Annotated in this window: 25 protein-coding genes; 19 read left to right on the top strand and 6 right to left on the bottom strand. The window is 40.2% G+C overall.

Going from position 1 to position 25,953, the window contains the following annotated elements:
• Positions 1–5 precede the first annotated feature (5 nt).
• The 6 genes from BRLA_RS15425 (at position 6) to BRLA_RS15400 (ending at position 7,167) form a co-directional block, all read left to right on the top strand.
• Positions 6–2,819 (top strand): sigma-54-dependent transcriptional regulator, encoded by a 2,814-nt coding sequence (locus BRLA_RS15425; RefSeq protein WP_003337028.1) that lies wholly within the window; start codon positions 6–8, stop codon positions 2,817–2,819.
• Positions 2,820–3,005: 186 nt separating this feature from the next.
• Entirely contained in the window at positions 3,006–3,308 is a 303-nt protein-coding gene (locus BRLA_RS15420; RefSeq protein WP_003337029.1) for a PTS sugar transporter subunit IIB, read from the top strand.
• 15 nt (positions 3,309–3,323) lie between these two features.
• Positions 3,324–4,673 (top strand): PTS cellobiose transporter subunit IIC, encoded by a 1,350-nt coding sequence (gene celB / locus BRLA_RS15415; RefSeq protein WP_003337030.1) that lies wholly within the window; start codon positions 3,324–3,326, stop codon positions 4,671–4,673.
• Positions 4,674–4,692: 19 nt separating this feature from the next.
• Entirely contained in the window at positions 4,693–5,460 is a 768-nt protein-coding gene (gene chbG, locus BRLA_RS15410) for a chitin disaccharide deacetylase (protein WP_003337032.1), read from the top strand.
• Positions 5,461–5,489: 29 nt separating this feature from the next.
• On the top strand, positions 5,490–5,825 hold the full coding sequence (locus BRLA_RS15405) for a PTS sugar transporter subunit IIA (protein WP_003337033.1): 336 nt from the start codon (positions 5,490–5,492) through the stop codon (positions 5,823–5,825).
• On the top strand, positions 5,812–7,167 hold the full coding sequence (locus BRLA_RS15400; protein WP_003337034.1) for a 6-phospho-beta-glucosidase: 1,356 nt from the start codon (positions 5,812–5,814) through the stop codon (positions 7,165–7,167). The genes BRLA_RS15405 and BRLA_RS15400 overlap by 14 nt, the downstream gene beginning before the upstream one ends.
• Positions 7,168–7,299: 132 nt before the next feature.
• Here BRLA_RS15400 and BRLA_RS15395 read toward each other — a convergent pair whose 3' ends face one another.
• From BRLA_RS15395 to BRLA_RS15385, 3 genes are read right to left on the bottom strand one after another with little or no spacing between them, the layout of a single operon-like run.
• Complete coding sequence (locus tag BRLA_RS15395) at positions 7,300–7,614, bottom strand: DMT family transporter (protein ID WP_003337035.1); 315 nt, start codon at positions 7,612–7,614, stop codon at positions 7,300–7,302.
• A gap of 2 nt (positions 7,615–7,616) precedes the next feature.
• Positions 7,617–7,973, bottom strand: a complete 357-nt coding sequence (locus BRLA_RS15390; RefSeq protein WP_173645583.1) for a DMT family transporter — start codon at positions 7,971–7,973, stop codon at positions 7,617–7,619.
• Positions 7,974–7,980: 7 nt separating this feature from the next.
• Positions 7,981–8,571, bottom strand: a complete 591-nt coding sequence (locus tag BRLA_RS15385) for a TetR/AcrR family transcriptional regulator (RefSeq protein WP_003337037.1) — start codon at positions 8,569–8,571, stop codon at positions 7,981–7,983.
• A 239-nt stretch (positions 8,572–8,810) separates the two neighbouring features.
• Here BRLA_RS15385 and BRLA_RS15380 point away from each other — a divergent pair, with 239 nt between their 5' ends.
• The 6 genes from BRLA_RS15380 (at position 8,811) to BRLA_RS24320 (ending at position 12,311) form a co-directional block, all read left to right on the top strand.
• Positions 8,811–9,452, top strand: coding sequence for an FMN-dependent NADH-azoreductase (locus tag BRLA_RS15380; protein WP_031309031.1), 642 nt, complete (start codon positions 8,811–8,813; stop codon positions 9,450–9,452).
• 833 nt (positions 9,453–10,285) lie between these two features.
• Positions 10,286–10,957, top strand: coding sequence for a hypothetical protein (locus tag BRLA_RS15375; RefSeq protein ID WP_003337041.1), 672 nt, complete (start codon positions 10,286–10,288; stop codon positions 10,955–10,957).
• A complete protein-coding gene (locus BRLA_RS15370; RefSeq protein ID WP_003337042.1) occupies positions 10,950–11,474 on the top strand; it encodes an accessory gene regulator B family protein in 525 nt (174 codons plus the stop codon). Before BRLA_RS15375 ends, BRLA_RS15370 begins: the two co-directional genes overlap by 8 nt.
• Complete coding sequence (locus BRLA_RS25035; RefSeq protein WP_003337043.1) at positions 11,471–11,605, top strand: hypothetical protein; 135 nt, start codon at positions 11,471–11,473, stop codon at positions 11,603–11,605. The genes BRLA_RS15370 and BRLA_RS25035 overlap by 4 nt, the downstream gene beginning before the upstream one ends.
• Positions 11,602–11,976, top strand: a complete 375-nt coding sequence (locus BRLA_RS15365; protein ID WP_003337044.1) for a LytTR family transcriptional regulator DNA-binding domain-containing protein — start codon at positions 11,602–11,604, stop codon at positions 11,974–11,976. The genes BRLA_RS25035 and BRLA_RS15365 overlap by 4 nt, the downstream gene beginning before the upstream one ends.
• A gap of 167 nt (positions 11,977–12,143) precedes the next feature.
• Positions 12,144–12,311 (top strand): hypothetical protein, encoded by a 168-nt coding sequence (locus BRLA_RS24320; protein ID WP_022584449.1) that lies wholly within the window; start codon positions 12,144–12,146, stop codon positions 12,309–12,311.
• Here the strand turns inward: BRLA_RS24320 and BRLA_RS15360 are convergent.
• Complete coding sequence (locus BRLA_RS15360) at positions 12,308–12,697, bottom strand: helix-turn-helix domain-containing protein (protein ID WP_003337046.1); 390 nt, start codon at positions 12,695–12,697, stop codon at positions 12,308–12,310. The two genes, BRLA_RS24320 and BRLA_RS15360, sit on opposite strands and share 4 nt — an antisense overlap.
• Positions 12,698–13,201: 504 nt before the next feature.
• On the opposite strand from BRLA_RS15360, the gene BRLA_RS15355 reads away from it, so the two are divergent.
• The 7 genes from BRLA_RS15355 to mutL all read left to right on the top strand — a co-directional run bounded on the left by BRLA_RS15355 (position 13,202) and on the right by mutL (position 23,573).
• The gene (locus tag BRLA_RS15355; RefSeq protein ID WP_003337047.1) at positions 13,202–14,014 is read left to right on the top strand and encodes a (2Fe-2S)-binding protein; all 813 of its coding nucleotides are present in this window, start codon (positions 13,202–13,204) and stop codon (positions 14,012–14,014) included.
• A gap of 380 nt (positions 14,015–14,394) precedes the next feature.
• Positions 14,395–15,906, top strand: coding sequence for a tRNA (N6-isopentenyl adenosine(37)-C2)-methylthiotransferase MiaB (gene miaB / locus BRLA_RS15350; RefSeq protein WP_003337048.1), 1,512 nt, complete (start codon positions 14,395–14,397; stop codon positions 15,904–15,906).
• Between the two features lie 6 nt (positions 15,907–15,912).
• Complete coding sequence (locus BRLA_RS15345; protein WP_003337049.1) at positions 15,913–16,365, top strand: YlbF/YmcA family competence regulator; 453 nt, start codon at positions 15,913–15,915, stop codon at positions 16,363–16,365.
• 105 nt (positions 16,366–16,470) lie between these two features.
• Positions 16,471–17,025 carry an outer spore coat protein CotE gene (gene cotE / locus BRLA_RS15340; protein WP_003337050.1) on the top strand — a complete coding sequence of 185 codons (555 nt, stop codon included), beginning with the start codon at positions 16,471–16,473 and terminating at the stop codon, positions 17,023–17,025.
• 160 nt (positions 17,026–17,185) lie between these two features.
• Positions 17,186–18,493 carry a putative amidoligase domain-containing protein gene (locus tag BRLA_RS15335; protein ID WP_003337051.1) on the top strand — a complete coding sequence of 436 codons (1,308 nt, stop codon included), beginning with the start codon at positions 17,186–17,188 and terminating at the stop codon, positions 18,491–18,493.
• 49 nt (positions 18,494–18,542) lie between these two features.
• Positions 18,543–21,284: a DNA mismatch repair protein MutS gene (gene mutS / locus BRLA_RS15330; RefSeq protein WP_003337053.1), complete on the top strand. Its 2,742-nt coding sequence runs from the start codon at positions 18,543–18,545 to the stop codon at positions 21,282–21,284.
• Positions 21,285–21,314: 30 nt separating this feature from the next.
• Positions 21,315–23,573 (top strand): DNA mismatch repair endonuclease MutL, encoded by a 2,259-nt coding sequence (mutL, locus tag BRLA_RS15325; protein ID WP_003337054.1) that lies wholly within the window; start codon positions 21,315–21,317, stop codon positions 23,571–23,573.
• A gap of 116 nt (positions 23,574–23,689) precedes the next feature.
• On the opposite strand, the gene BRLA_RS15320 is transcribed toward mutL, so the two are convergent.
• Together BRLA_RS15320 and BRLA_RS15315 are read right to left on the bottom strand one after the other, a co-directional pair.
• Positions 23,690–24,619: a DUF1259 domain-containing protein gene (locus BRLA_RS15320; RefSeq protein ID WP_003337055.1), complete on the bottom strand. Its 930-nt coding sequence runs from the start codon at positions 24,617–24,619 to the stop codon at positions 23,690–23,692.
• Positions 24,620–25,280: 661 nt separating this feature from the next.
• Positions 25,281–25,880, bottom strand: coding sequence for a hypothetical protein (locus tag BRLA_RS15315; protein ID WP_041752286.1), 600 nt, complete (start codon positions 25,878–25,880; stop codon positions 25,281–25,283).
• Positions 25,881–25,953 lie beyond the last annotated feature (73 nt).

Raw genomic sequence — 25,953 nt, 5'->3', positions numbered from 1 at the left:
ATGAAATGAAACGCATAGAGCTGATTATGCAACAGATTGTATCCAGATCGCGTGAAGGACAAGCAAGCAGTGCCCAAGAGCTGGCCGAGATTCTTTCGTTAAGTCGAGCCAATGTCAGCTCTGATTTAAACCAGCTTTGGAGAGAAGGTCGTATAGAGAAAAGTACAACTAGGCCTGTACGCTTCTCCTTGCCTGGGATTCAACCTAAAGCTTTGAGGAACGCAGGTTTGTCTGAACAAAGGAAAACGGACGAGAAGCAGACTTGGGAACGTAAGAGAGCGGGTTCTTTTCCGCCGGAGCTTAAGAGGAATATACATCATAGCGAAAATCAGCTACAAGCTAGTGTAATGGACCAGTTGGCTAGAGATTGCCAGAGCTTAGCAGCACTCATTGAACAAGCTAAGGCTGCATTGCTCTATCCGCCCCATGGCATGCATACGCTACTTTTTGGGGAAACGGGTGTTGGGAAAACCATGTTTGCTGGGCTTATGTACGAATATGCTGTGGAAAAAGGAATCTTAGCAGCTACTGCTCCGTTTATCACTTTTAACTGTGCAGACTATGCTCACAATGCTCAATTATTGGTAGGCCAATTATTTGGTGTGAAAAAGGGTGCCTATACTGGCGCTGATCATGATCGACAAGGATTAATGGAAGCTGCTGACACTGGCATTCTGTTTTTAGATGAGGTTCACCGCTTACCGTCTGAAGGGCAGGAAATGTTATTTACTTTCATCGATAAAGGCTTCTTCAGACGTGTAGGAGAAACAAATGGAGTGCGTCAGGCAAATGTACGATTAATTGCGGCGACAACAGAGAATCCTACCTCTGCATTGCTCGCGACTTTTACCAGACGAATTCCTATGATGATTTCTCTGCCTTCCTTAAAAGAAAGAGGACTGGAGGAGCGGCTACAGCTAATCAAACAATTTTTTCAAGAAGAGTCTTATCGTTTAGGGAAGGATATTCATGTCTCAGGTAATTCTATCCGTGCGCTTCTCCTGTACGACTGTCCAAACAACATTGGTCAATTGAAAACGGATATTCGCCTATCCTGTGCAAAGGCATATGCCGATTTTATATCTTTGCGGAAAACAGAAATGCAAATTACTACCGCTGATCTTCCCCCTCATGTAAAAGAGGGCGTGCTGCATGTGGAGCAGAATAGACAAAATATCGAGAAGCTTATTGGGGAAAAGAAGTATTTTTTGTTTCATCCCGATCAAGAACCATATATTTTAGAAGATTCATCGGTAATGGACAATAATATCTACGAACGAATGGAACAAAAGATTGTACAATTGCGAGCTACGGGAGTATCTGATACAGAGCTGTACACAGTCTTGACTAGTGAGATTGAAAAGTATTTCACTACTTATCTGACTAATGTACGAAAAAGCTTCAATCAGGAAGATGTCTTGAAAATTGTCCACCCCGAAATTGTCAATCTGGTCGAGGACATCGTTACGTATGCCCAGACTATATTGAATAGAACATTAACACGCAATGTTCTACTGGGAATGTCTTTGCATATTCAGACACTCATTGATCGGATTGGAAGGGGAAAAACAATTTCGAATCCGCAATTGAATCAAATTAGCAAGCTACATAAAGCTGAATTCATGGTAGCTCTTGAATGTGTGAGTAAGATAGAAGAGGCTTTTGATCTCGACATACCGCTAGACGAGGCAGGTTTTCTCTGCATGTTCTTTGTACTTGACGAAGCACAGCCTGAGGAGATCAAAAATTATGTGGGTATTCTCGTCATGATGCACGGTAATTCCAGTGCGACCTCCATGGTAGAGGTGACAAATCGCCTCTTAGGAACGAATCATGCTGTTCCTTTAGATATGCCCTTAGAAAAACCTCCCCATGAATTATTAGAAAAAGCCAAAGAAATTGCCAAAACGATTGGGAATGAAGAGGGTCTGCTGTTTTTAGTAGATATGGGCTCTTTACTTACCTTTGGAGAAATCATCCAAAAAGAATTGGGAATACCGGTAAAAGTGATCCCCTTGGTTAGTACCACGCATGTTTTAGAGGCTACCCGCAAAGCGATATCCGGTTCTACATTAGACGAGATTTATCAAAGCGTATTAGCGGTATCAAGTCATGAAATACAAGAACAGTCTGTTAAACGGGAACGTAATAAGCTACCAAAGCAAGTGATCGTAACAGCGTGCTTGACAGGTGAAGGAAGCGCACTTGTGATTAAAAATCTATTGAAAAATTATCTTCGCTTTCATAACGAATCCTTACAAATTATACCGATTACGTGTGTGGATCAAAACAAAGCGAAACAGGAGCTGGAGGCACTAAAGACAAAACGCCAGATTTTGTGTATTGTCAGCAATTTTCGATTGGATATAGATGCACCTCAATATAATATTGAGCAGGTCTTAAGCTTACAGGCTATTCCTGAGATTCAGCAAATTATCAACCAGGAAGAAATTTATAAAAAAATGGGTGAAACACTAGAAGCTCATTTAAAATATCTCCCAGGCGAACAAGTCCTAGCAGATGTACGTGCTACTATTAAACGCATGGAGAGAAAACTACAGCAGAAGCTATATCAGGATGAATTGATGGGGATTACATTGCATATGTGCTGTATGATTGATCGGCTGAAAGGCGGAGGAGAAGTAGCAGAATTTAAAGAAAAGGAAGCGTACAAAGAGCATTTTAAAGAGATGCTTACTGTTATACAAGGACAAATGCAGCCAATTGAGTTGACGTATGGAATCATGGTGGAAGAAAATGAAATTTGTTATCTCGCGAAATTTTTCCATATGAGTGAAGCAAATCAGTCTCACGTATAAGTAAACACTCACTGTATTTAGGACGAAACACTATAGATTAGTGTTTCGTTTTTCTTATGGACAAGCGAAACACTAATGGAAGAATGAAAGGATGACAGCCTACATATACATCATTAGTGTTTTGGCATCATATTTGCAAAATAACTAAAATGTAAGCACTTACATGACCAGAGGGGGTATATAAAGATGAATATCGTACTATGTTGTTCAGCAGGAATGTCAACTAGCCTACTTGTAACTCGAATGGAGGAGGCAGCAAAGGAGCAAGGTATCGAAGCAACGATTTGGGCTATATCTGCAGATGATATGCGTGATAACTGGGATAAAGCAGAGGTTGTGTTGCTCGGACCGCAAATCCGTTATAAATTAGCAGAATTTAAAAAGGAAGGCGAAGCGAGAAATATACCCGTTGATGTTATAAACCCTGTTGACTATGGAATGGTCAATGGCCAAAAGGTACTAGAAGCTGCCTTACACATGAAGAAATAGATAGGAGTGATATCGATGGACAGACTCGTTCAATTATTCGAGAGAGCGCTAATGCCCATTGCAGGGAAAGTCGCTGGGCAGAAGCACTTACAAGCCATTCGTGACGGTATCGTTTTAACAACTCCCCTTCTAATTGTCGGCTCCTTATGTTTGGTTATTGGGTTTATTCCAATCGAGGGTTATGATGACTTTATGAAGGGGATTTTTGGAGAGCTATGGCGTACAAAGCTCTTATATCCGGTAGGCGTTACCTTTGATATTATGGCACTCATTGCTAGTTTTGGTATAGCGTATCGGTTAGCGGAAAAGTATAAGGTGGACCCTTTATCGGCAGCATCGATATCTGTTGCCTCCTTTTTGCTGGTAACGCCATACAACACGATGTTTACTCCGGCTGGCACAGAAACAGCCATACAGGTTAGCGGTGTCATACCGGTAACATTAATGGGAAGTCAAGGATTGTTTGTTGCCATGATTATGGCTCTTTTATCGACAGAAATTTTCCGTATTGTTATACAAAAGGACATTGTTTTAAAAATGCCGCCAGGTGTACCACCAGCGGTTGCGAAATCCTTCGTTGCATTGATTCCAGCTTTTATTGTGCTTGGAACCTGCTGGATTATTCGTTTGATTATGGAAGCTACTACTTTTGAAAGCGTACACAATGTTGTTAAAACACTATTAGGAGTTCCCCTACAGGCACTGGGTTCCAGCTTCGCAGGTGCTTTAATCGCTGTTATTCTTATTCACCTTTTATGGGCTTGCGGCTTGCATGGAGCCAATTTGGTTGGCAGTGTAATGAGCCCGATCTGGTTAACGCTGATGGATGCAAACCGAGCTGTTTACATGAGCAATCCTAATGCAGAATTACCGAATGTTATCACGACTCAATTCTTTGATTTATGGCTCTATATTGGCGGATCAGGTACAACGCTTGCAATGGTTGTTGCCATGGCCTTTCTGGCAAAGAGCCAGCAGATGAAAAGCTTAGGAAGACTATCTCTTGCACCAGGGTTATTTAACATTAACGAACCGGTGATCTTCGGGGTACCGATCGTCATGAACCCGCTCTTAATTATTCCATTTATAGTAACGCCTGTTGTTCTTTTATGTGTCTCTTATTTTGCAATGTCCACGGGACTTGTAGCCAGACCAAGCGGTATATCCGTGCCATGGACCACTCCATTGTTAGTTAGTGGTTATCTCGCGACTGGGGCTAAAACATCCGGATTAGTCCTACAATTAATCAATTTTATACTCGCTTTTGCGATTTATTACCCATTTATACGTCTGTGGGATCGTCAAAAATGCAAGGAAGAGCAGGAGGCAACAAAAAATCAAGCTGTCACCACATTACAAGCATAAGAACAATTGTGTTAGTTAGATGCACGGGAAGGGAGGAATCGTTACGAAACTGATTATAAACGCCGATGATTTTGGTTACTCAAAAGGAGTCAACTATGGAATTATTACTTCTCATGCATGCGGGGTTGTTACATCGACTACGATGATGATGAATATGCCCGAGGTAGATCATGCCTTTTTACTGGCCAAACAGCATTCAACGTTAGGAGTAGGAATTCATTTGGTTTTGACCTGTGGCAAACCACTTGGTGACGACGTACCTTCCTTAGTAAATGAATCAGGTCATTTTCACTCACTGCCGGATGTATTTCATCACATAAATACAGAAGATGTAGAGAAAGAATTTACACGTCAAGTAGAAGCATTTCTCTCATATGGAAAGAAACCAACCCATATTGATAGTCATCATCATGTACATGCGCATGAAAAAATATTGCCTATTGTGTTGAAATTGGCGGAGCGGTATCATCTGCCGCTTCGTCTTCTCCGCACACATGACGAGACAAATCGGTTACCAGCAGGCATAAAAAGCACTGCTGCTTTCGATCAGAGTTTTTATGGAGATAAGCTTTCCCTTGAGTCTCTGGAACAAATTCTTGATAAGCATGCTGGAGCTGAATCACTGGAGATTATGACACATCCAGCTTTTATCGACCAGCCACTTTGCCAAGGGAGCAGCTATGCGCTTCAACGTATGAACGAATTGGCGATTTTGACTGACCCGCATGTTACAAAACGGTTGAACTGCCGAGATATACAATTGATTACATTTGAACAACTAGGCTGACAGTAGTGCATGGGATAGGAGGCAACCATATGGAAATTACAGATGTAGCATTTCACATAATATTACATGGTGGCAACGCAAAAAGCTTCGCTATGGAGGCAATTGCAGCGGCAAAGCGAGGAGAAATAGAGGAAGCACGCAAGCTAATGGACAAAGCGACTGCAGAGCTACGTGAAGCACACCATATTCAAACTTCTTTAATTCAGGAAGAAGCGGGCGGAAACAAGACAGAAGTAACCCTATTAATGATCCACGCGCAGGATCATTTAATGAATGCAATCACAGTGAAAGACTTAGCAAACGAGTTCATTGACCTTTATGCAAAAATTAACATCGAAGGGGGACTTACAGTTGAGCGGAATTAAAATCGTAACCATTGGCGGTGGTTCCAGCTACACACCAGAGTTAGTTGAAGGCTTTATCAAGCGGTATGCGGAATTACCTGTACGTGAGCTTTGGCTGGTCGATATTTTAGAAGGCAAAGAAAAGTTAGAAATCGTAGGCAATTTAGCAAAACGCATGGTGGAGAAGGCTGGTGTTCCCATGCAAATTCATTTGTCATTGGATCGCAGAGAAGCACTGCCAGGAGCAGATTTTGTTACGACTCAGTTACGTGTAGGTCTACTAAAGGCTCGTGGATTAGACGAAAGTATACCATTAAAGCATGGATGCATTGGTCAGGAAACAAACGGTGCAGGTGGTCTGTTTAAGGCATTGCGCACTATCCCAGTAATTTTAGACATTAGTAGGGATATGGAAGAGCTATGTCCAGAAGCATGGCTCATTAATTTTACCAATCCAGCAGGAATGGTGACCGAGGCAGTTCTGCGTCACAGCAATATTAAAAAAGTCGTAGGTCTTTGCAATGTTCCAGTAGGTATGAAAATGGCTGTTGCCAAGATGCTGGATGTAGATGGTAATCGCGTGCATATTGATTTTGCAGGGTTAAATCATATGGTTTTCGGTACAAACGTCTATCTGGATGGCAAGAAGGTAACCCAGCAAGTAATTGATAAGCTGACAAGTGACGAAGAAACCGGTCCTTCCGTGAAAAATATTGCAGATATGGGGTGGGAAAAAGAGTTTATTCGGGCGCTAGGCTTATTGCCATGTCCCTATCATCGCTATTATTATCAGACTGGACCGATGCTTGAACATGAAAGAGAAGCGGCGAAAAAAGAAGGAACGAGAGCTGAGGTAGTTCAGAAGGTAGAAGCGGAATTGTTTGAACTGTATAAAGACCCTGAGTTGGCGATCAAGCCACCACAGCTAGAGAAACGAGGCGGCGCATACTATAGTGATGCGGCATGTAATCTTATTTACTCGATTTATAATGATGTACGGGATATTCAACCGGTTAATGTTCGTAACAACGGTGCCATTGCGGGGATTTCTCCTGATTCGGCTGTCGAAGTGAACTGCGTTATCACAAAAGAAGGACCTGTGCCAATCTCGGTGGGAGAGCTACCAATCGCCGTAAACGGTTTAGTTCAACAAATTAAATCCTTTGAACGCGTGACGATCGAAGCAGCAGTGACAGGCGATTACCATAAAGCATTGCTAGCCATGAGCATTAATCCGTTAATTCCATCAGACTCCATCGCTAAAACGATTTTAGATGAAATGCTGGAAGCACATAAGCCCTATCTGCCCCAGTTTTTCAAAGAGGAGACAAGGAAAGTGACCGCAGAGGTTGGTAACATCTAGATGAAACAAAAAGAAACGGGATAGTCAGTCATTTCACCTGTACAAAAAGCACAGAGGTGTCATTGCGAAATATTGAACATTCTCGCAATCTCAACCTTCTGTGCTTTTCCACTCGTCTTTGCTGTGCAGTACCTATGCGATTATTTTCAAACCAATAGCAGCGGATACAATCATCATAATAAATAAAATCCGCCTCCATTCTTTCGGTTCCTTATAAACAAGCATACCCAATAAGGCGCTCCCAACTGTACCGATGCCAGTCCAGATTGCGTAAGCTGTACCCATGGATATACTTTGCATGGACAGGTTCAAAAAGGTAAAACTAAGAGCGAATCCCCCCATTAAAATCAGATAAGAGGCTAAGCTCTGCTTCAATGAGACCTTTTTTAAGCCAAGCACGCCAACAATTTCAAAGCATCCTGCAAAAAATAAGAAAACCCAGCCCATGCTTAGCTCGCTCCTTTCATCTTTGTTTCATTCGTATTGGAATCATCAGATGTAATTAATTTCAGTCCGATAACACCAATCAGCAATAATGCAACAAGACTTATTTTCGCTAAATGAAACGGTTCACCAAATAACAACATCTCTGTCAAAACAGTACCTGTCGTACCGATTCCTGTAAAGACCGCATAGACCGTGCCAATAGGCAGAAATGTCGTTGCACGGATAAGCACGATAAAACTAAGAGCAATCGTGATTATTGTTCCAGCCCATTCATACCAGGTAGAGGAGTGTTTAATCCCTGAGACCCAAATAATTTCTAATAAGCCTGCGATAAGGACGTATGTCCAGTTCCGGTTCATCATAGGTTTACTCCCAATCCCTTTCCATGTGTATTCCCTTGGCAAAGATTTTCCATGAGGAAGACCAACGTTTCTCATATCGATCTGATCCACCAAACAATAATTCCGCAAATAGACCATCCATTAAACAAAGAAAGGCAATGGCGGCATCTTGGGGATCATCCACCTGAATTTCTCTTAATTCTTTTGCACGCTTGAACAAGGGGACTAGCATAGCCTCCAGTTCGTCTAAAAATTGATTGGTCACATCACTAACCGGCTCCACCAAGCTAGAGGGGGGAAAGAAAGCCATCCGAAGCCAAAAGGTAAACGTGCTATCGGAAGTAAAATTTGTTTTGTAATGGTTTAACAATTCGGGTAACAAGGTAGCTAGGGGTTGATCCTGATTGATCATTAAAAATTGTTGTATCTTGGCCTTCTCAATCGTGAATACATCATGGATCAGGTGCAGAAAAAGATCTTCCTTTGCCTTAAAGTGAGCATAAATGGAAGGTTTTTTTATTCCAACCTCGTTTGCAATTTGAGCAAGCGATGTTCCCTCGTAGCCGTGTTGAGCAAAGCACTGCAAGGCAGCCTCTTTTATCTTGTTTGCAGTCATAAGACAAAACCTCCTACCTAACGTTCGTTAGGTAAAATATCTCACAGGTAGTTCACTCTTGTCAAATAAAGAATACAGAAAAATATGGAAGGGTACTTTCTAAATAAATGTGTTGACAAATTTTCTATCAAAAAGTACTATACTTATATAAGGTAAGTAAATAAATATTAATGTATTACATGCAGCAGGCTTATCAAGCACATAATAAGGTACATACATCAGAAGGGATGATTACAAAAATGGCAAAAGTATTGTATATTACAGCAAATCCGAACTCTGTAGAGGATTCCTTTGGACTAAGTGTGGGACAAACTTTCGTAGATGCATACCGTCAAGCAAATCCTCAGGACGAGGTAGTACGTGTTGATCTATTCAAGGAAGATATTCCAATGATTGATGGAACTGTGCTAGATGCATGGAACAAATTGCGTCAAGGAACTGCGTTTGGTGATTTATCTCCAGAAGCTCAAGCTAAAGTTGGCCGCATGGGTGAAGTATTGGATCAGTTCTTAGAAGCAGATCGCTATGTATTCGTAACACCAATGTGGAACTTGAGCTTCCCTCCTGTAGTGAAAGCATACATTGACAACGTATTAATCGCTGGAAAAACCTTCAAATATACAGAAGCTGGTCCAGCAGGCTTACTAAACGGTAAAAAAGTTCTCCATATCCAAGCTCGTGGTGGCATGTACTCTGAGGGTCCTGCTGTTGACTTTGAATTTGGTGATAAATATTTAAAAGCAGTAATGAACTTCATCGGTATCACTGACTACGAAACGTTGGCAGTAGAAGGCATGAACGCACTTCCTGCTGAGGCAGAAAATATCAAGGCAAAAGCAAAAGAGCGTGCTGTTGAAATCGCAAAAACGTTTGGTAAATAAAAATAAACATACGATAAACGACCAGTAGATTAAGTTAGAGAATATATAAAAACAAAATCCATTCAGCAAGAAAACGCCAGGCTTACATATAAGCTGTGGCGTTTTTCTTTTGTTCCCCAAACGAATCAACAATACTAGTGTGGGAAGGGTATATCTTCGCCAAGGGTATGAATCATGGATGTCAGTGATTTATAATGCCCCATGACATCTTACCGAACGATGAATCACTATAAATGTTAGGTGATAGGAGATAGTGGCGTAGATACCGTATTGGTCGACAAACGACAGGTAGCCCATGGTAGCTCCTCTGCTAACACAGGTCTTTACAATTTGCCAATGACTTGTTGTTGGTTTGGACAAAAGTAGTATTGAAATATAACAAGGTAATTTATTAGATTTAAAAGAAAAACCTACTGTCTTTTTTTGTGTTATTTATTACATTTTATTTCAATAAAAACCTTTATATAGTAAGGATTTACAGAGGTATTGAGATTTCATGAAAGTATAGAATACCAAAATAATCCGTGCTATAATATCGAAGTAAAGGTTTCTTAAGTAGCTCTCTTTTATCCCACAAGGGAGGGAGGTGAGTACATAAAGGTTCGCAGAGGTACTTCAGACGTTGTCTTTGATGTTCATTTTTGTATTGTTCTTTTTAGCCTTGATTTTTTTTTGTCAAAAATACAAAACCTCCCTTGAGCTGATGAAGCGAGGAGATCATTTTTCACCATGAAGTTATGAGCGAGCTACATTCTTTATGAGATAGTTTATTGTATGGTCGTGAATACGGAGCACCTACATCGTTTTGATCTTGGCTAAATAGGGGATATATTATGAAAAGTTTTTTATACGTATTGTTTGGATTTATTGATTCTTTTACCATTTTATTTTTAACCTTCAAAGCATTTAGGTTACCAGTAACAATGTATTTGAGGGATTTCACCATAATGGCTACAGCACTCTCCATTACGTCCTTTGTCAATAGGATTGTCTTAGAGGTGAACGGAAGTGATGTTGGAGCGCAATTTGTTTTAATTGTGGTGTTTTTTAGACTTTTATTTAAGATAAGAATTTATGAATCAGCTTTAATTGCCGCTATTGGGTATCTAAGTTATCTAGGTATACAATTTGTTATATATCCTGTTCTTATATCTTTTGGTCTAGTGACACTAAGTGATGGTAAAAGTCTTGTAGAGTGGGGGACCTTTCTAATACAGCTAATTACTGATGTAACTGTTTTGGTGATAGGCTGGCTTATTGGTATGTTTAATTTTGGGTTTTCCTTTATAATGCAACCTCCTCACGATTTATATCAAAAAGGAAAATTGGACTCATTAAAGATAAGAATCATTTGTGGATTGGTGTTAGGGATTATAACTATTTCTACTACTACATACTGGATTTTTATTTTTAAAGGTGATGTATGGCTGTTGATATTGCCTATTCTAGCCCCTCTTTTATTGTTACTTCGGTGGTTAATTAGGAGGGACAAGATTATTGATTGAGAAACTATCGAAAGCGATTTCTATCAAAATAAAAAATGCAAGCCCAGAGCGTACCAATAGCATAGCTGTATTATCTTACGCTCTTTCTATTTTGCTTAATTTCTTTTTTATTTGTTTCTTTTTACTCCTAATAGGTCTTTTAACAAATAGGTTACAGGAAATCTTTATTGCGTTGATGACTTTTGTGATATTACGTTTTTTTTCAGGTGGATATCATATGAAATCCTTAGATCACTGTGTAATTGTTACGACAGTTATTATTGCAGTGATACCATATATTCCTGTAAACAATATTATCATATATCTATTAACAGCTATTAGTGTTCTTCTAGTGCTTATTTATGCACCTAATAGTACATATGAAAACCTAACCGTACCTCGAAAAGTTCTGATTTTAAAATTATGTTCTGTTTTGATTGTAAGTATAAATTTTGTTATCGTTTCTCCCATAGTAGCACTAGCATTCTTTGTTCAATCATTACTTTTGATTCCAAGAAGGGAGGTGAGTATAAAATGAAAAAACATATCGCAGAAACTACATCGATTATGCTTACCGCTGTAGCTAGAGCTTTTGCTGTTTCTTTCAAAGCTGCTATCGGTAGTCCAGCCGTGCCAGAAGAACTAAAAAAGCAAAGTGAAGCAAAATGAAACCTAGGCTAACAGGGATTAGAATCGAAAGAAAGTACGATGAGTCAGATTTTATTGAATTTGGAGTAGAAGAGGTCAATTATGTAGATCTCTTTAGACCAAAAAAGAATTCAGACAGCATTTTACGCTTCCATACAAATAAAGGTGTATTTCTTGCAGTGACTACATTAGAAGGAATTCGGGCATCTTGGGGGAAGTATGGATTTGTTTCTTTAGATGCTGTAAATGTTGTCAATCTCGAAAATATTACATATGTAGTGGAGAATGCATTGTTCATCAGGGCTTACTTCGGTGACGGTTCTTATACAACAGTTTCTAGGTCTAAGTATGAATTAGTTAAACATCTAAAAAGAAAGAGTCATCCAGATTAACTGGGTGACTCTTTTTTTGGGATAAAATTATACATCAGTTTTTTTTGAATGTAAAGAAAAATTGAAGGGGGTAAAACAGACAGGCTTTATCTTCATTTTTCGACAAAAAATTCTATAATTTAATGATAAATTTTTATATGCAAAGAATTTTAAAGTAGGTGAAAAAAATGGAGATAAAAGCGGTACAACTCACAGATTATACCAAAATGAAAGCCGTTGAATTAGCCGAACTCTACTTAATCGAAAATAAAGACTATAGTATAAATTCCATTATTTGTTTTATAGAGAAAATCATTGAAGATGCGAAAAAACGCCATAATCAGTTCGATTACTAATCAGGACGATTTTTGTCTTTTACGATTTCGACAGCGGCTTCAATCATTGTACCAATATTCATCTGAATGTCTTCAGGTAAAGACAAAAAATCATTAATCTTTTCCATTTGTTTTGGAGTTAATTTTTCTAATTTTTCCTTAGGCAGGTATGCATCCACTAAAGAGAGATCGTGATCAGATTGTTCGACTGATCGACCGAGTAGATAATCTACAGTAACCCAATATAAATCTGCTAGCGAAATAAGAGTATCATTATCGGGTTGCGAGTGATCATTCTCATATTTGGAGATAGTGGAGTAGTCAAGTCCGAGTTTATTGGCCACTTGTTCCTGCGTTAATTTTGCTTTTTTTCTAGATTTTTGTAATCGTTGACCAAATGTCGACATATTCTCACCCCATTTTTTTCTAACAATTATACGATAGTTGAAGTATCTTCAAAAGGAATATGAAGAAAATTCAAGATATCTACATAAATGATTTGAACTTATTTCAAGCTTTTTCGTGTTTATCCCAGAATATCAACCATGGATTTCTGTCAAAAGAAGCTAGTTACTACATACTATAGTACATAAAATATAATTTGCTTATAAGATGAAAAATAGATTTTGAGATTCCTTGAGTTGAAATACCTTCAAGTTTTGTTCTTTAAAAATTAGGAAGCTAGATACATTTTGAAAAAAATAAAAGCACAGGAGAACAGAGGCTGATGAAGAACTGCATGGGAATGTCAAATAAAAAGTGGCTACAAAACGTCATAAGGGAACGTTTGGTAGCTTTTTTGAGTTGAATGCGTAAGCCCTGTGCTTTACAATTACAAATAATGAAAATCATTCTCGTACATTAGAACCGTTCTCTGCTACATAACGAAAAGTAAGAAAAGGAGAAATATAATGAAAAACGAATATATCCAACGACTTGATGAGCTGTTTAATATTCATTTGCTAGAACCTAATGGGGCTTTTTATTCCATGCCTGCCACGGACCTCCTTAATGAGAGCACTATGCGAAATTTTATTGATCAATACGCTCTAGTGATCAAGGCATTAGATGATACGGCTACGGCTGCTTACATTGCTAGCTGGTTTCTGGCGATGGCTACAGGACTTCAGTACATGGTGTCGATCCAAAATGAGGCGTTGGATTTCTCCTTAGAGAATGTAATTGTACATATGAGTCCAAAACCAGAGGGATCGTATACTCGAATCTCTTTTCAACTACGCTCCTGGGCAGAAACAAAAGCACCGGTGAGTGATGAGAGACAGGAATGGAGAACGGGCGTTCTTTCCAGGCTGTATGGTGAAACTTTGCGTCCTCTTTTGGAATGTATATCTGCAGTTACTGGATTTAACGTAGGCCAAATGTGGGGACAACTGCCAACGAAATTCCATCATTTTATAACAAATCTTTTGGAACAAACAACAAGCTCCGAAGAGAAGCAGCGTGTGATTGATGATTTTCATTTTTTACAGCATGAGTTAAATCCAAGTGTTTTTGGACGTAGCAAGAATCCGTTTGATGTGAAGGTACGATTAATCGAACATATAGAGGATCCAACAAAGCAAATGAGAATGAAAAATGTTTGCTGTAGATATTTTAGAACCGAGGGTGCCCAGTATTGCTATACCTGTCCTCTCATGAAAGAAGAGGATAGGGCGGCAAGAAGAACGAAACATCGGGCTGAAATCATCCAAGCAAATGGATAATAGCGAAGTACATGCTTCGATTAGACATTCCCGCAAAAAAAGCATCAGTTTAAAAGTAAGTCTGAACAGGCATGATATTATACATGTCAGGTAAAAGCATCGTTTGCTTGTATTCCGTAAGAGCTTTTCTTGAATCAACCAAGAAAGGCTCTTTTTCACGTATCCATTTTTTTACACTCGCATCAGGCTTGTTTTACACTTTTAAATAACACACGTTAAGAATAGTGGTCAGCGTTTTTGCTCTTTACTTGTACGACAAGTATAAGCACCCTACCCCTATCCCCAGAGAACTTTTTTCCTTTTATTCTCAAAGTCCAAATATGCTATAATATCTGGATGATAGCAGAAAAAAACAGCATATTATGAGGTGAAAATAGAAAATGATCGATAAAAAAGAGGCGACAACGGACTTAAAATCCGGAAAGTCTAGTAAGTCCACAGCTGATTATGCAAAATATTTTCAGGCACCAAGCTTAAAGGACGCCAAGAAACGTGGAAAAGAAGACATTACCGTGCATTACGATTTCACTATACCTGAAGAGATGAAACAAATAGGAAAAGGTCTTCACTATTTGATTCGTACGTATGGCTGTCAAATGAACGAGCATGATACGGAGACCATGGCTGGAATTTTTGAAGCAATGGGTTATACAGCGACAGAAGATACAATGGAAGCTGATGTCATTCTGTTTAATACCTGTGCGATCCGAGAAGGAGCAGAGGATAAGGTGTTTGGTGAGCTTGGTCACATGAAGCATCTGAAACGTAACAATCCTAATCTCATTCTCGGTTTATGTGGCTGTATGTCACAGGAAGAAAAGGTAGTCAATAAAGTATTACGTTCTTATTCAGAAGTAGATATGATTTTTGGAACGCATAATATACACCGTCTGCCAGTATTATTGCGAGATGCAATGTTTAGTAAAGAAATGGTGATTGAGGTATGGTCTAAAGAGGGCGATATCATCGAGAATATGCCGAAAACACGCACAGGTGATATCAAAGCGTGGGTTAATATTATGTATGGCTGTGATAAGTTCTGTACGTACTGTATCGTGCCTTACACACGTGGAAAAGAACGCAGTCGCCGCCCAGAGGATGTCGTTGCTGAAGTGCGTGAATTGGCGCGCCAAGGCTTTAAAGAGATCATGGTACTGGGACAAAACGTAAACGCATACGGTAAAGACTTTGAAGATCGGAAATATGGACTTGGGGATTTGTTAGACGAACTTCGTAAGATTGATATTCCACGTATTCGCTTTACAACAAGTCATCCACGGGATTTTGATGACCACCTCATTGAAGTCTTAGCAAAAGGCGGAAATTTGGTAGAGCAAATTCATCTGCCTGCACAGTCTGGTAGCTCAGAAGTCTTGAAAAAAATGGCACGTAAATATACACGCGAGCATTATATGGAGTTGGTTCGTAAAATTAAGGCTGCTATTCCTGATGTTTCGTTATCTACAGATATTATTGTGGGATTCCCAGGTGAAACGGAGGAACAATTCCAGGAAACACTGTCCTTGATGAAAGAAGTGGAATACGATTCAGCGTATACGTTCATCTACTCTCCACGCGAGGGTACACCGGCTGCTTCTATGGTGGATAATGTACCAGAAGAGGTGAAAAAGGATCGTTTACAACGATTGATGGCTGTACAGAATGAGATTTCCTTGCGTAAAAATCAAGAGATGGTTGGTAAAACCTATGAATTGCTGATTGAAGGAGAGAGTCGAAAAAATCCAGAGGTATTAGCTGGACGCACTCGAACTGGAAAATTAGTGCATGTAAAAGCTGATAAATCTTTAATTGGTACACTGGTACATGTTACAATTACAGAGGCAAAAACATTTACCACATATGGGGAATTAGTGACTAAAGTTGAGGTGTAATTGGAGATGGCAGAAACACCGGTTTACACAGATCAAGAAATTTTAGCAAAAGCGCGTGAATTAGCTAACATGATTTCTCGGACGAAGGAAGTAGACTTTTTTAAACGAGCAGAATCACAGGTGAAGCAAAACAAACGCGTTCAGGATTTGATTTCCAGTCTGAAAGCAAAACAAAAGCAACTAGTCATGTATGAAAGCATGAACAATACGAAACTTGTAGAAAAAGTACAAGCGGAGTTCGATGCTCTTCAGGAAGAATTAGATGAGATTCCGCTAGTTACAGAATTTAAGCAATCTCAAACAGATGTAAACGATCTTTTGCAAATGGTGACCCATGTTATTACCAATACTGTGTCCGATAGAATTATTTTAGATACGGGTGGTAATCCTCTCACCGGTAAAACAGGTGGCCCTGAAGCCGGTCATCATGATGATGAAGGCTGTGGCTGTGGTCACTAAAGTATGAAAGATTAATTCTTGCCGCAACAGTTCTCTCGATCTTGCACTCTGAGCGAATCACCTGCATACAAATGTACAGAAACGATGTATGGAGGAGGTTACAATATGTCTGGTCCTGATAAAGATTTGCAGTGTCGAGAATTGATTGCCAAGGCTGTCTGCGGTAGAGGACATAGATTCTCGCAAACGACACATACGATCACACCTACTCAGACACCGACTACTATCCTAGGATGCTGGATTATAAACAATAACTTTTCAGCAGAGAAAGTGTTAGAATCGGTCGTTATCAGTGGAACGTATGATGTCAATCTCTGGTATTCTTATGAGGATAATACTCAAACAGAAGTCAAAAAAGAAGAAGTAAAGTACACGTTAGATGTTCCTCTTTCTTATTTTGACAAAAATTGCCGCGGTGATTTAGAAATCATTTGCCAGTGCATTGAACAACCAAAATGCGTCAGAGCAGAAATTTGCGGTAATGCAGTTAATGTAAGAGTTGAACAGGAGTATTCTGTTGAAGTTGTTGGAGAAACGAAGGTGTGTGTTGTAATTTGTCACAACTGTGAGGATAAAGATTCCTTCTCGCATGACTTTGATGACTCAACCGAAGAGTATGATCAATTCGACTCATCGAGTTTACTAGATGATTTAGATTAAGTGGTAGAAAAAGGCTGTCGGTTTGTCCGGCGGCTTTTTTACGTCTATTTTTTATAACGAAAAATATTATATTATTATTAAAAATGGTACCATACTGGGCCAGGCACCTTACTTTTTTATCATGCATAGCGTGTAGGAAGGAAGTAAGGGAGGTAAGCGTATGTCTAACATGGTAGTGAGTAAAGTCGCCGCTTCTACGTTTGAGAAGTGGAATAGGGAGAGTGCCATAAAACATACGCATCATCGAGAGAAAATGTTGGCTATTCTGAAATTACACGGAATGCCAATTCAGACGTACGATGGAGTAATCCCTATGCAAACGTTTGAGGTACATCTATTTCAGCACCAGGTTGCTGCCATTTATCGAATAGAAGAACGGAATGTTTGGATTTTACAAGAAGCACGAACAACTGGCAAAACGCAAAAAGAAGAAGTAAGTCAAAAGCTGGATGAGATTGAGAAAAATCGGATCATTAGCCTGGCGATTCGTACCATTTACGCCCTTGGATTAGATTACGGGAAAGTTTTGGTTGGAGTTCATTCTCCAACAAGGATGCGGGTACTGGACTGTAAAGCCGAGCTACCAGCAGATGTTTCGCTACGAGAACGTTTACAGTTGTTTATGAAGGAACGTGAACAGCAAATTCTTTTAGATCAAGTAGCAGCTCCACAAGTAATGCTAGGAGCCGATCCGGAATTTGCTTTACGAGATCAGTCTGGAAATATGGCAATTGCTTCAGAATATTTACCGAAAAATGGTGTTATCGGATATGATGGAGTCCGATTAAAAACAGAGCTTCTATCGCACCAGCATCCATTGGTTGAAGTTCGACCAGAACCCTCAACTGAACCAGAAACTGTCTTTAAAAATATTTATAGAGCCCTCCATCTGGCTCAACGCCGGATTTCAGATGATTCGATTATTTGGTTGGCAGGGGGGATGCCCTTTGATGGTTATCCAATCGGCGGTCATGTTCATGTTAGCGGGACTACTCTGCATTTTGATTTAGTGCGTAAATTAGATACGTATTTGGCATTACCTTTATGTTTACTAGAAGATCAAGGATGTATGAAAAGAAGGCCGCGCTACGGTTTTTTAGGAGATGTACGTGCACAGGCGCATGGAGGATTTGAATACAGGACTCTTCCTAGTTGGCTGGTTTCGCCAAGAATCACCAAAGGAGTATTGGCTCTTACAAAAGTAATAGCAGAATCCCAATATCTTCTCAAGCAAGATGTCAGTACAGACATATCCATGCAGCTTGCCTACTATCGCGGGGAAAAAGAAAAACTTGCTTCATTGGTCAAGGACTTGTATTTGGAGATAAATAATCTACCTTTATTTCAAACGTATCGAAAATATATAACCCCCTTTTTTCATAGTATTTTTATGGATGGGGAGTGGCCTTGCAATCAGGATATGAAGCTTACTTGGAAGTTACCTCCATTTCAACTCAACAACCACTAGGAACCATGTTATAATAGATGAATGATTATGGGTATTAGGAGTAGAAATAATGGCACAATACACCCCGATGATTCAACAATATTTAGAGATAAAGCGTCAATATACCGATGCTTTTTTGTTTTTCCGTTTAGGTGATTTTTATGAGCTATTTTTTGAAGACGCAGTTCTAGCTTCACGCGAACTAGAGATTACGTTGACAGGTCGTGGTGGAGGAGCTGAAGAGCGCATTCCCATGTGTGGAGTTCCTCATCATGCAGCGGAGACCTACATCGCTGAATTGTTAAAAAAAGGATATAAAGTAGCGATTTGTGAGCAGGTAGAAGATCCGAAAGCATCAAAAGGTGTTGTAAAGCGTGAAGTAACGCGAATGATCACACCTGGAACCATGATTGAGGGAAAATGGTTACATGATAAAGAGAACAATTATCTAGTTGCTATTGCCGCTTTGTCAGGGAAAGCGGCGGTAGCAGCGTGTGATTTAAGTACTGGTGAAATGTATACCACCTCATTGTCAACCATGTATGCAGCAGTAGAGGAAGCGATGCAATATCGCCCGAGTGAGCTATTGCTATGTGATATCGCTGAGGATGAGCTTCGCGGAAAAGGATTACCGCCCCATATGTCTATTACCTGCCTAGCTACCAATGCAATGTCGCAAACAGCCGTAGATGAGCTATATCCGGAGGAAGCTACGCAGCTAGAGGATGCAGTCCGCCTAGCTATGAATGGACTTTTGCACTATGTAGGGACTACGCAAAAGAGAGCGTTAACACATATGCGTTCCCTACAGCATTACGTGGCAGATGAATTTCTGCAAATGGACCATTTCTCACGAAGAAATTTAGAGCTAACTGAAACGATTCGGGACAAGTCCAAAAAGGGCTCTTTATTGTGGCTTCTGGATAAAACAGAGACGGCCATGGGAGGACGATTGTTACGTCGCTGGATTGAACGGCCTCTTTTGAATCCTGAGGAAATTGGTAATCGTTATGATACAGTAGAAGCATTTCGCCACGATTTATTACTGCGTTCTGATGTACGTGAGGGGCTGGATCGCGTATATGATTTGGAGCGTTTAGCGGGCCGGATTTCTTATGGAAATGCAAATGCCAAGGATTTGGTGCAGCTACGCCATTCTCTTGAAGCTATCCCGAGTGTAATCGATCTATTGGTTAACAGCGGAGAGCAAGCCCTGCAATTGATTGCTTCAGATATGGATGACTGTGGTGATATTGCCCAATTTTTATCCGAAACTCTTGTAGAAGATCCTCCTGTAAGCGTGCGTGAGGGTAATTTAATTCAGGACGGTTATGACGAATATCTAGACAAGCTCAGATTAGCTAGTCGCCAAGGAAAAGGCTGGATCGCACAACTCGAAAAAAGCGAGCGTGAGCTAACAGGAATCCGCTCCTTGAAGGTAGGCTTCAATAAAGTCTTTGGTTACTATATCGAAGTTTCGAAGGCTAATCTGGCCCACATACCACCGGGACGTTATGAGCGTAAGCAAACCCTAACGAATGCGGAGCGTTATGTCACCCCAGAGTTAAAAGAGAAGGAAGCTCTGATTCTGGAAGCTGAAGAGAAGCTTGTGGAATTAGAATATCAGTTGTTTACCCAAATTCGCTTGGAAGTAGCGAAGCATATCCCGCGGATTCAAAATTTAGCAGAACGAATTGCCCGCATTGATGTGTTGCAGGCTTTTGCTACCGTGAGTGAAGAACGCAGCTTTACCCGTCCTACCTTGACCACCGATGGCGAGGTTTATGTAAAAGACGGTCGCCATGCTGTTGTGGAAGCAGTATTAAATCAAGAGAAGTATGTGGCAAATGACGTGACGATGAATCAAAAGGATCGTAATATTTTACTCATTACAGGCCCCAATATGGCGGGTAAGAGTACATATATGCGTCAAATGGCTTTGATTACGGTTATGGCTCAGATCGGCTGCTTTGTTCCTGCCAGTGAAGCTCGTATTAGCCTAGTGGATCAGATTTTTACTCGAATTGGAGCGGCCGATGATTTAGTGGGGGGATTCTCTACGTTTATGGTGGAGATGCTAGAAACTCGTAACGCGCTGGTAAAAGCAACCCCGCGTAGCTTGATATTACTGGACGAAATTGGGCGGGGAACGTCCACCTATGATGGTATGGCATTAGCTCAAGCTGTCATTGAATATATCCACGAGCATATTGGGGCAAAGACCTTATTCTCTACACATTATCATGAACTAACTGATCTGGAGGAGAAGATTCCAGGAGTGGTGAATGTTCATGCACGTTGTGAGGAGCGTGACGGCAAACTCTTATTCCTGCATAAAATCGAAGAGGGACGAGCTGATAAAAGCTACGGTATTCATGTTGCAGAATTAGCAGAAATGCCGCTAGAGGTAATCAGTCGTGCACGTGAAATTTTACAGGGCTTAGAAGGCAAGGATCGAGAAGCACCATTAGAGCAGCTTTCGCTTGATTTGCTTTGGGGACAAGTCCCAGCCGCTTCCCAGCAGGTTTTTTCTGGTCAAATTGAAACAACGACTCATCAGAAGAAAAGAGCTAACGATGCTTCTACATCAAAGGCAGAAACAAAAGGAAAAACGGATAAAACCGATACAGTAGTAGAAGGTACAGAGGTAGCCCAAGCCCCAGCTACATCTAGCAAAAATGAACCTTTACCAAATCCAACAGAGGTTGATGTCCTATCAGAATTACGTGATATCGATTTAAATCAAATGACACCTCTACAGGCACTCATTCAGTTGTCTGACTGGAATACACGTTTACGCAAGCATAAATAAGCTTGCTTCACACAAAAAAGGAGGAGGAACATGGGAAAAATTCAAGTGCTTACGGAGCAGGTAAGCAATATGATTGCTGCTGGTGAAGTGGTGGAACGCCCAGCCTCCGTGGTGAAGGAGCTGGTGGAAAACGCTATTGATGCAGGTACCTCTCAAGTAGAGATTCACATTGAGGAGGGCGGATTACAGCTAATCCGCATCGTTGATAATGGCGTGGGAATGGATCGAGAAGATTGTTTGCGAGCTTTTGAACGGCACGCTACGAGCAAGATTCGTTCGGCACGTGATTTATTTCATATTCGTTCTCTTGGTTTTCGCGGGGAAGCCTTGGCATCTATCGCCTCGGTATCTCGAATTGAATTGATGAGTGCTGAAGATAGCGGACAAGTAGGAACTAAGGTCGTTATCGACGGTGGAGACATGAAAAGCGTTGAGGATTTGGCTAGGGTAAAAGGAACGGAAATTGTTGTACGTGACTTATTTTTTAATACACCAGCTCGGTTAAAATATATGCGCTCCATTTCGACAGAAGTAGGACATGTATCAGATTATGTAAACCGTTTAGCGATTACCTATCCAAAAATTGCTTTTACGTTGACTCATAATGGAAAAAATCTTCTCCAAACATCAGGCGATGGTAAACTGTTACATGTGATGGCGGCCATTTATGGGGTTCAGGTAGCAAAGCAATTATTGCCATTTGAAGGGGAGACGTTAGATTTTCGCTGGAGCGGACTTTTATCTAAGACAGAGGTAACGAGAGCGAATCGTACCTACATCTCTACGCTGGTTAATGGTCGTTATGTACGCAATTATCCATTATCACAAGCGATTATGCGAGGGTATCATACCTTTTTACCGATTGGACGTTTTCCGATAGTCGCTATGCATATTGAAATGGACCCGATCTTGGTTGACGTAAACGTTCACCCGGCTAAATTAGAGGTACGTTTTAGTAAGGAACAGGAATTGTGTGCAGCGGTTGAACAATCAGTAAAAGAGGCACTGCGCGCAGGCTTACGAATTGTACAGCCGATGCAAACGAACAGTAAGCCCAAAATTAAGCTGGAAAAACCGTATCAGCCGCAGTTTAATCTAGGTGAACACCATTCAAACGAGCAGCAACAGCAGATGAATCGATTACTGACCGCTTTTGATGTACCAATTAGAGAAAAACGGTCAGCCTACGTAGAACAATCCACAGATCCTGCATCTTCTGAATTGACGGCAAAAAAAGGATCTGGACAGCAAGGAGATCAGGAGTCGAAAGCAGAGGCTCAGATACAGTCAGATCAGCAACGCGAGAGCAATTGGATGTACACAGGTAACAGCAAGCCCAGTTATCCTGCTCACAATTCCAGTCAGTCTGTCACAGAAGGCTCTCGTAACCATTTTGCTCAAAATGAGTCTGGAAATACTATTGATGCTAACGTGCTGGAAAAATCGTCAACTAAAGATGATATGACCGATTCAGGGAGGAGTATCAATACAGAGGAAGACTTTTGGAGCGATGCTATTGAGGAAGACAATAGCACACCGCACGAGGAAGCTTCTCATAAGCTGGGTTCAAATCGAGAAGAACAACCAGAGCATATAGGTGAAATGAGTAGCTCAGCAGTTGAGGAGAATACAGAGAATACATTCATACAAAAAGCAAGCAACCATGAAGATGCAGCCTACGTAGATGAGTCTGGAAATGCTGTCCCAATCTTATACCCAGTAGGTCAGGTTCATGGTACTTACATCATTGCTCAGAATGACACCGGTATGTATTTAATTGATCAGCATGCTGCTCAGGAACGAATTTTTTACGAGTACTTCATGCAAAAACTGCAAGAGGAAAAGGTTTCAAGTCAGATGCTTCTATTTCCGCATACAGTCGAATGTACAATGCAGGAGGAAGCGAAACTGTTGGATCGACTTGATTTGCTGCAATCCTTTGGGTTAGATATAGAATGGTTTGGCAACCGGACGTTTATTGTTCGAGCTCATCCTCAGTGGTTCCCTCAGGGGAGTGAAGTGGAGGTCATTAACGAACTGATTCAGTTCGTACAAGAAGCGAGCGAAAATGAACGGGTTGACGTGAGTAAAATGCGGGAAAAGGCTGCGATTATGATGTCATGCAAAGCTTCTATAAAAGCGAATCGTTATTTGACCCACGCTGAGATGGAGGCACTTTTAAACAAACTTCGCCGAACTACGAGCCCATTCACTTGTCCGCATGGCAGACCCATCGCTATTCATTTTTCAACCTATGATTTAGAGAAAATGTTTAAAAGAGTGATGTAAGCATAAAAAAAGAAAAAGGATCACCTTCAAAACGATAAAATAAACACTAAGACCTTTTTGACCGAAAAAAGTGCCGGAATCCTATATGCTTAGGAAACCGGCTATTTCCGTTATGGCTACTTTATTTGTGTTCCCACTGTGGTTTGATTTAGTGCCGCACGTAGACCACGAGCTAGCTTTTCGGGTTCATCCACTCCCCAGAAATGCAAGAAGAATAATCGAGGAGATTCATCCAACATGTGGTTATGTATCGCTGTTACGGTAATCCCATTTTTCGTTAATTCACGAACCACGGGATTCACTTCGTTTGAAAGCAGAACGAAATCACCAGTTGTTGCTGCTTTCTCACCAATCAATTGAAAGTTTATGGGCATCGCTATACCCATAGCCGGTGGAATACCTACGCCTTTTTCCGTTATTTTTTCGGGCCTTGGTATAGAGAATTGAAACACCTTTCCTCTTTGTACACCTTTCCACCCTATTATGTCCTCAACCTTAGACCAGTTAAAGGTTGACGGTGATTTTTCAGGTGGCGTAGAGGCTAATGGAGTGCCTGTTACGGAAAGAGCATCCTTCATTTTTTCAGCCAGATTAACCGGATCACCGTGACCAGCAACATGTAAATACATGATTTTTGGATTTTCTTCGATGATATGGTTGTGTAAAGCAGTAATCTCAATTCCAAGCTCAGCTAACTTTGTTTCAACAGGTTTGACTTCTTTTTCAAGGAGAACAAGATCACCCATCATCATTGAATGGTTACCAACTTGTTTAAAAGCTAAATAAGATGTTAAAGCAAGATTTGGATCAATTTGAACATGATCTACTTTTATCTGCAAATCGGAACGAGGGAACGTTACTCTAAAAACATCATTTTGAATTGACCCCTTGTTAAAAACTCTCTTGACAGACTCCCATTTAGGATCTTGCTCTTGAGATATTTCAGAGTTGCGTTTTGAGACTGCTTCACTTTGAAATTTCATGATTCCAACTAATGCAACCAATAGTACTGTAAATATCGACAATAACAAGAACGACCTCTTCATTTCTGCCTCCTATATATAGTACTTCATCCTTTTCTTTTCCAAAGGTGTTTTTATTTATACATGGGGTAGTATTTACTTCGTCATCAAGCTCAGGCGATGTGATGCTACCCCGTACGCCTGAATAATCATTTTAGTATTGAAAACACAATGGAACGTTAGTGACGCAATAGGGATGAAAGAGCAGGCTAAATATCTGGGGGAACTGGTTGAGCGGGTAAGGATTGCGAGTGGATAGGAGCTGTAGATTAAAAGTTAGAAAGGGGTGAATCCAAATAAAGAAATGTCCGAATATAAGGGATTCGGACGTTCGCTCTTACAATAACTAGATTTTATGCCATAACAAAAATAAAAAACAGGAAATAAACGATATATATGACTAGCACATGAATATGATATCTAGTACAAATTTTTTGTATGAATGGGGCGATGAATTTATCCGCTAATTTGAACAATAAATATATCAAAACTAAATCGATAAGCAAGAGAACATAAATATTGTCGAACGAATTCCGTAGTAAACGATCAATAAAAACGACTATACCCAAAACAATGAAATAGGAACACGATGAATATTTCTCTACTTTAATAAACTTTCCTTCCTTTCATATATAGAAGGGTGTAGAGGAAAATACATCACCTCTCCCCCTCCTATAATTAATTTTTATTTATAATGTACTCTATCAGCTTCATAGTATTGGACATCTATAACTTTTTTAAATGTGTTATCTTTATAACGAACAACGGTCACATAATAAATATCCACTTTGTCATCAGAATCCCGAACCTTCCAATCCCAAAACCCTATATGAGTATCTTGGAGTGCATCTTGCGACCAACCACCTAAAGTATCTAATAAAAAAGCCAAAACTGCCTTTTCCCATTTTTTTATTGGGGCAGGAATAGCCACAGCCAAATAAGAAAGGACGAACTTGGCTGTAGTTCTTAAATATGAGTGGTCATAGCTTCTGTATTCTGGACCATAAATAATTTCGGCACTTGAGCCGGGACCTTCAATTAATGATGCCTTATTGTGATTTATCACACTGTCGTACATACTATACAAGTGATTTTCTTTTAATGGACTAAGGCCTGAAATAGTTATGCCATTATAGGTATAAGAATATGGATTTTTATTAACCGATACCTCTTTGTTCTGCTCAATAGGAAGATTGTTATTCGCTATCGCTCCTGATGCAAAGGCAGATGTGGAAAAGCTTACTGTGGTCAGCAGAGCAAGTACACCTAAAGAAATTTTTTTCATTGTAATAATCGCCTTCCTTATCCTATTATATTCGAAAATTCTAAATATAAACATTTTTAGTTATCTTCAATGA

This window comes from Brevibacillus laterosporus LMG 15441 (assembly GCF_000219535.2).
In the GTDB taxonomy this organism is placed as follows: domain Bacteria; phylum Bacillota; class Bacilli; order Brevibacillales; family Brevibacillaceae; genus Brevibacillus_B; species Brevibacillus_B halotolerans.
Note: the sequence above shows the minus strand (reverse complement) of the source record. Positions and strands in the feature narration are given on the sequence as shown.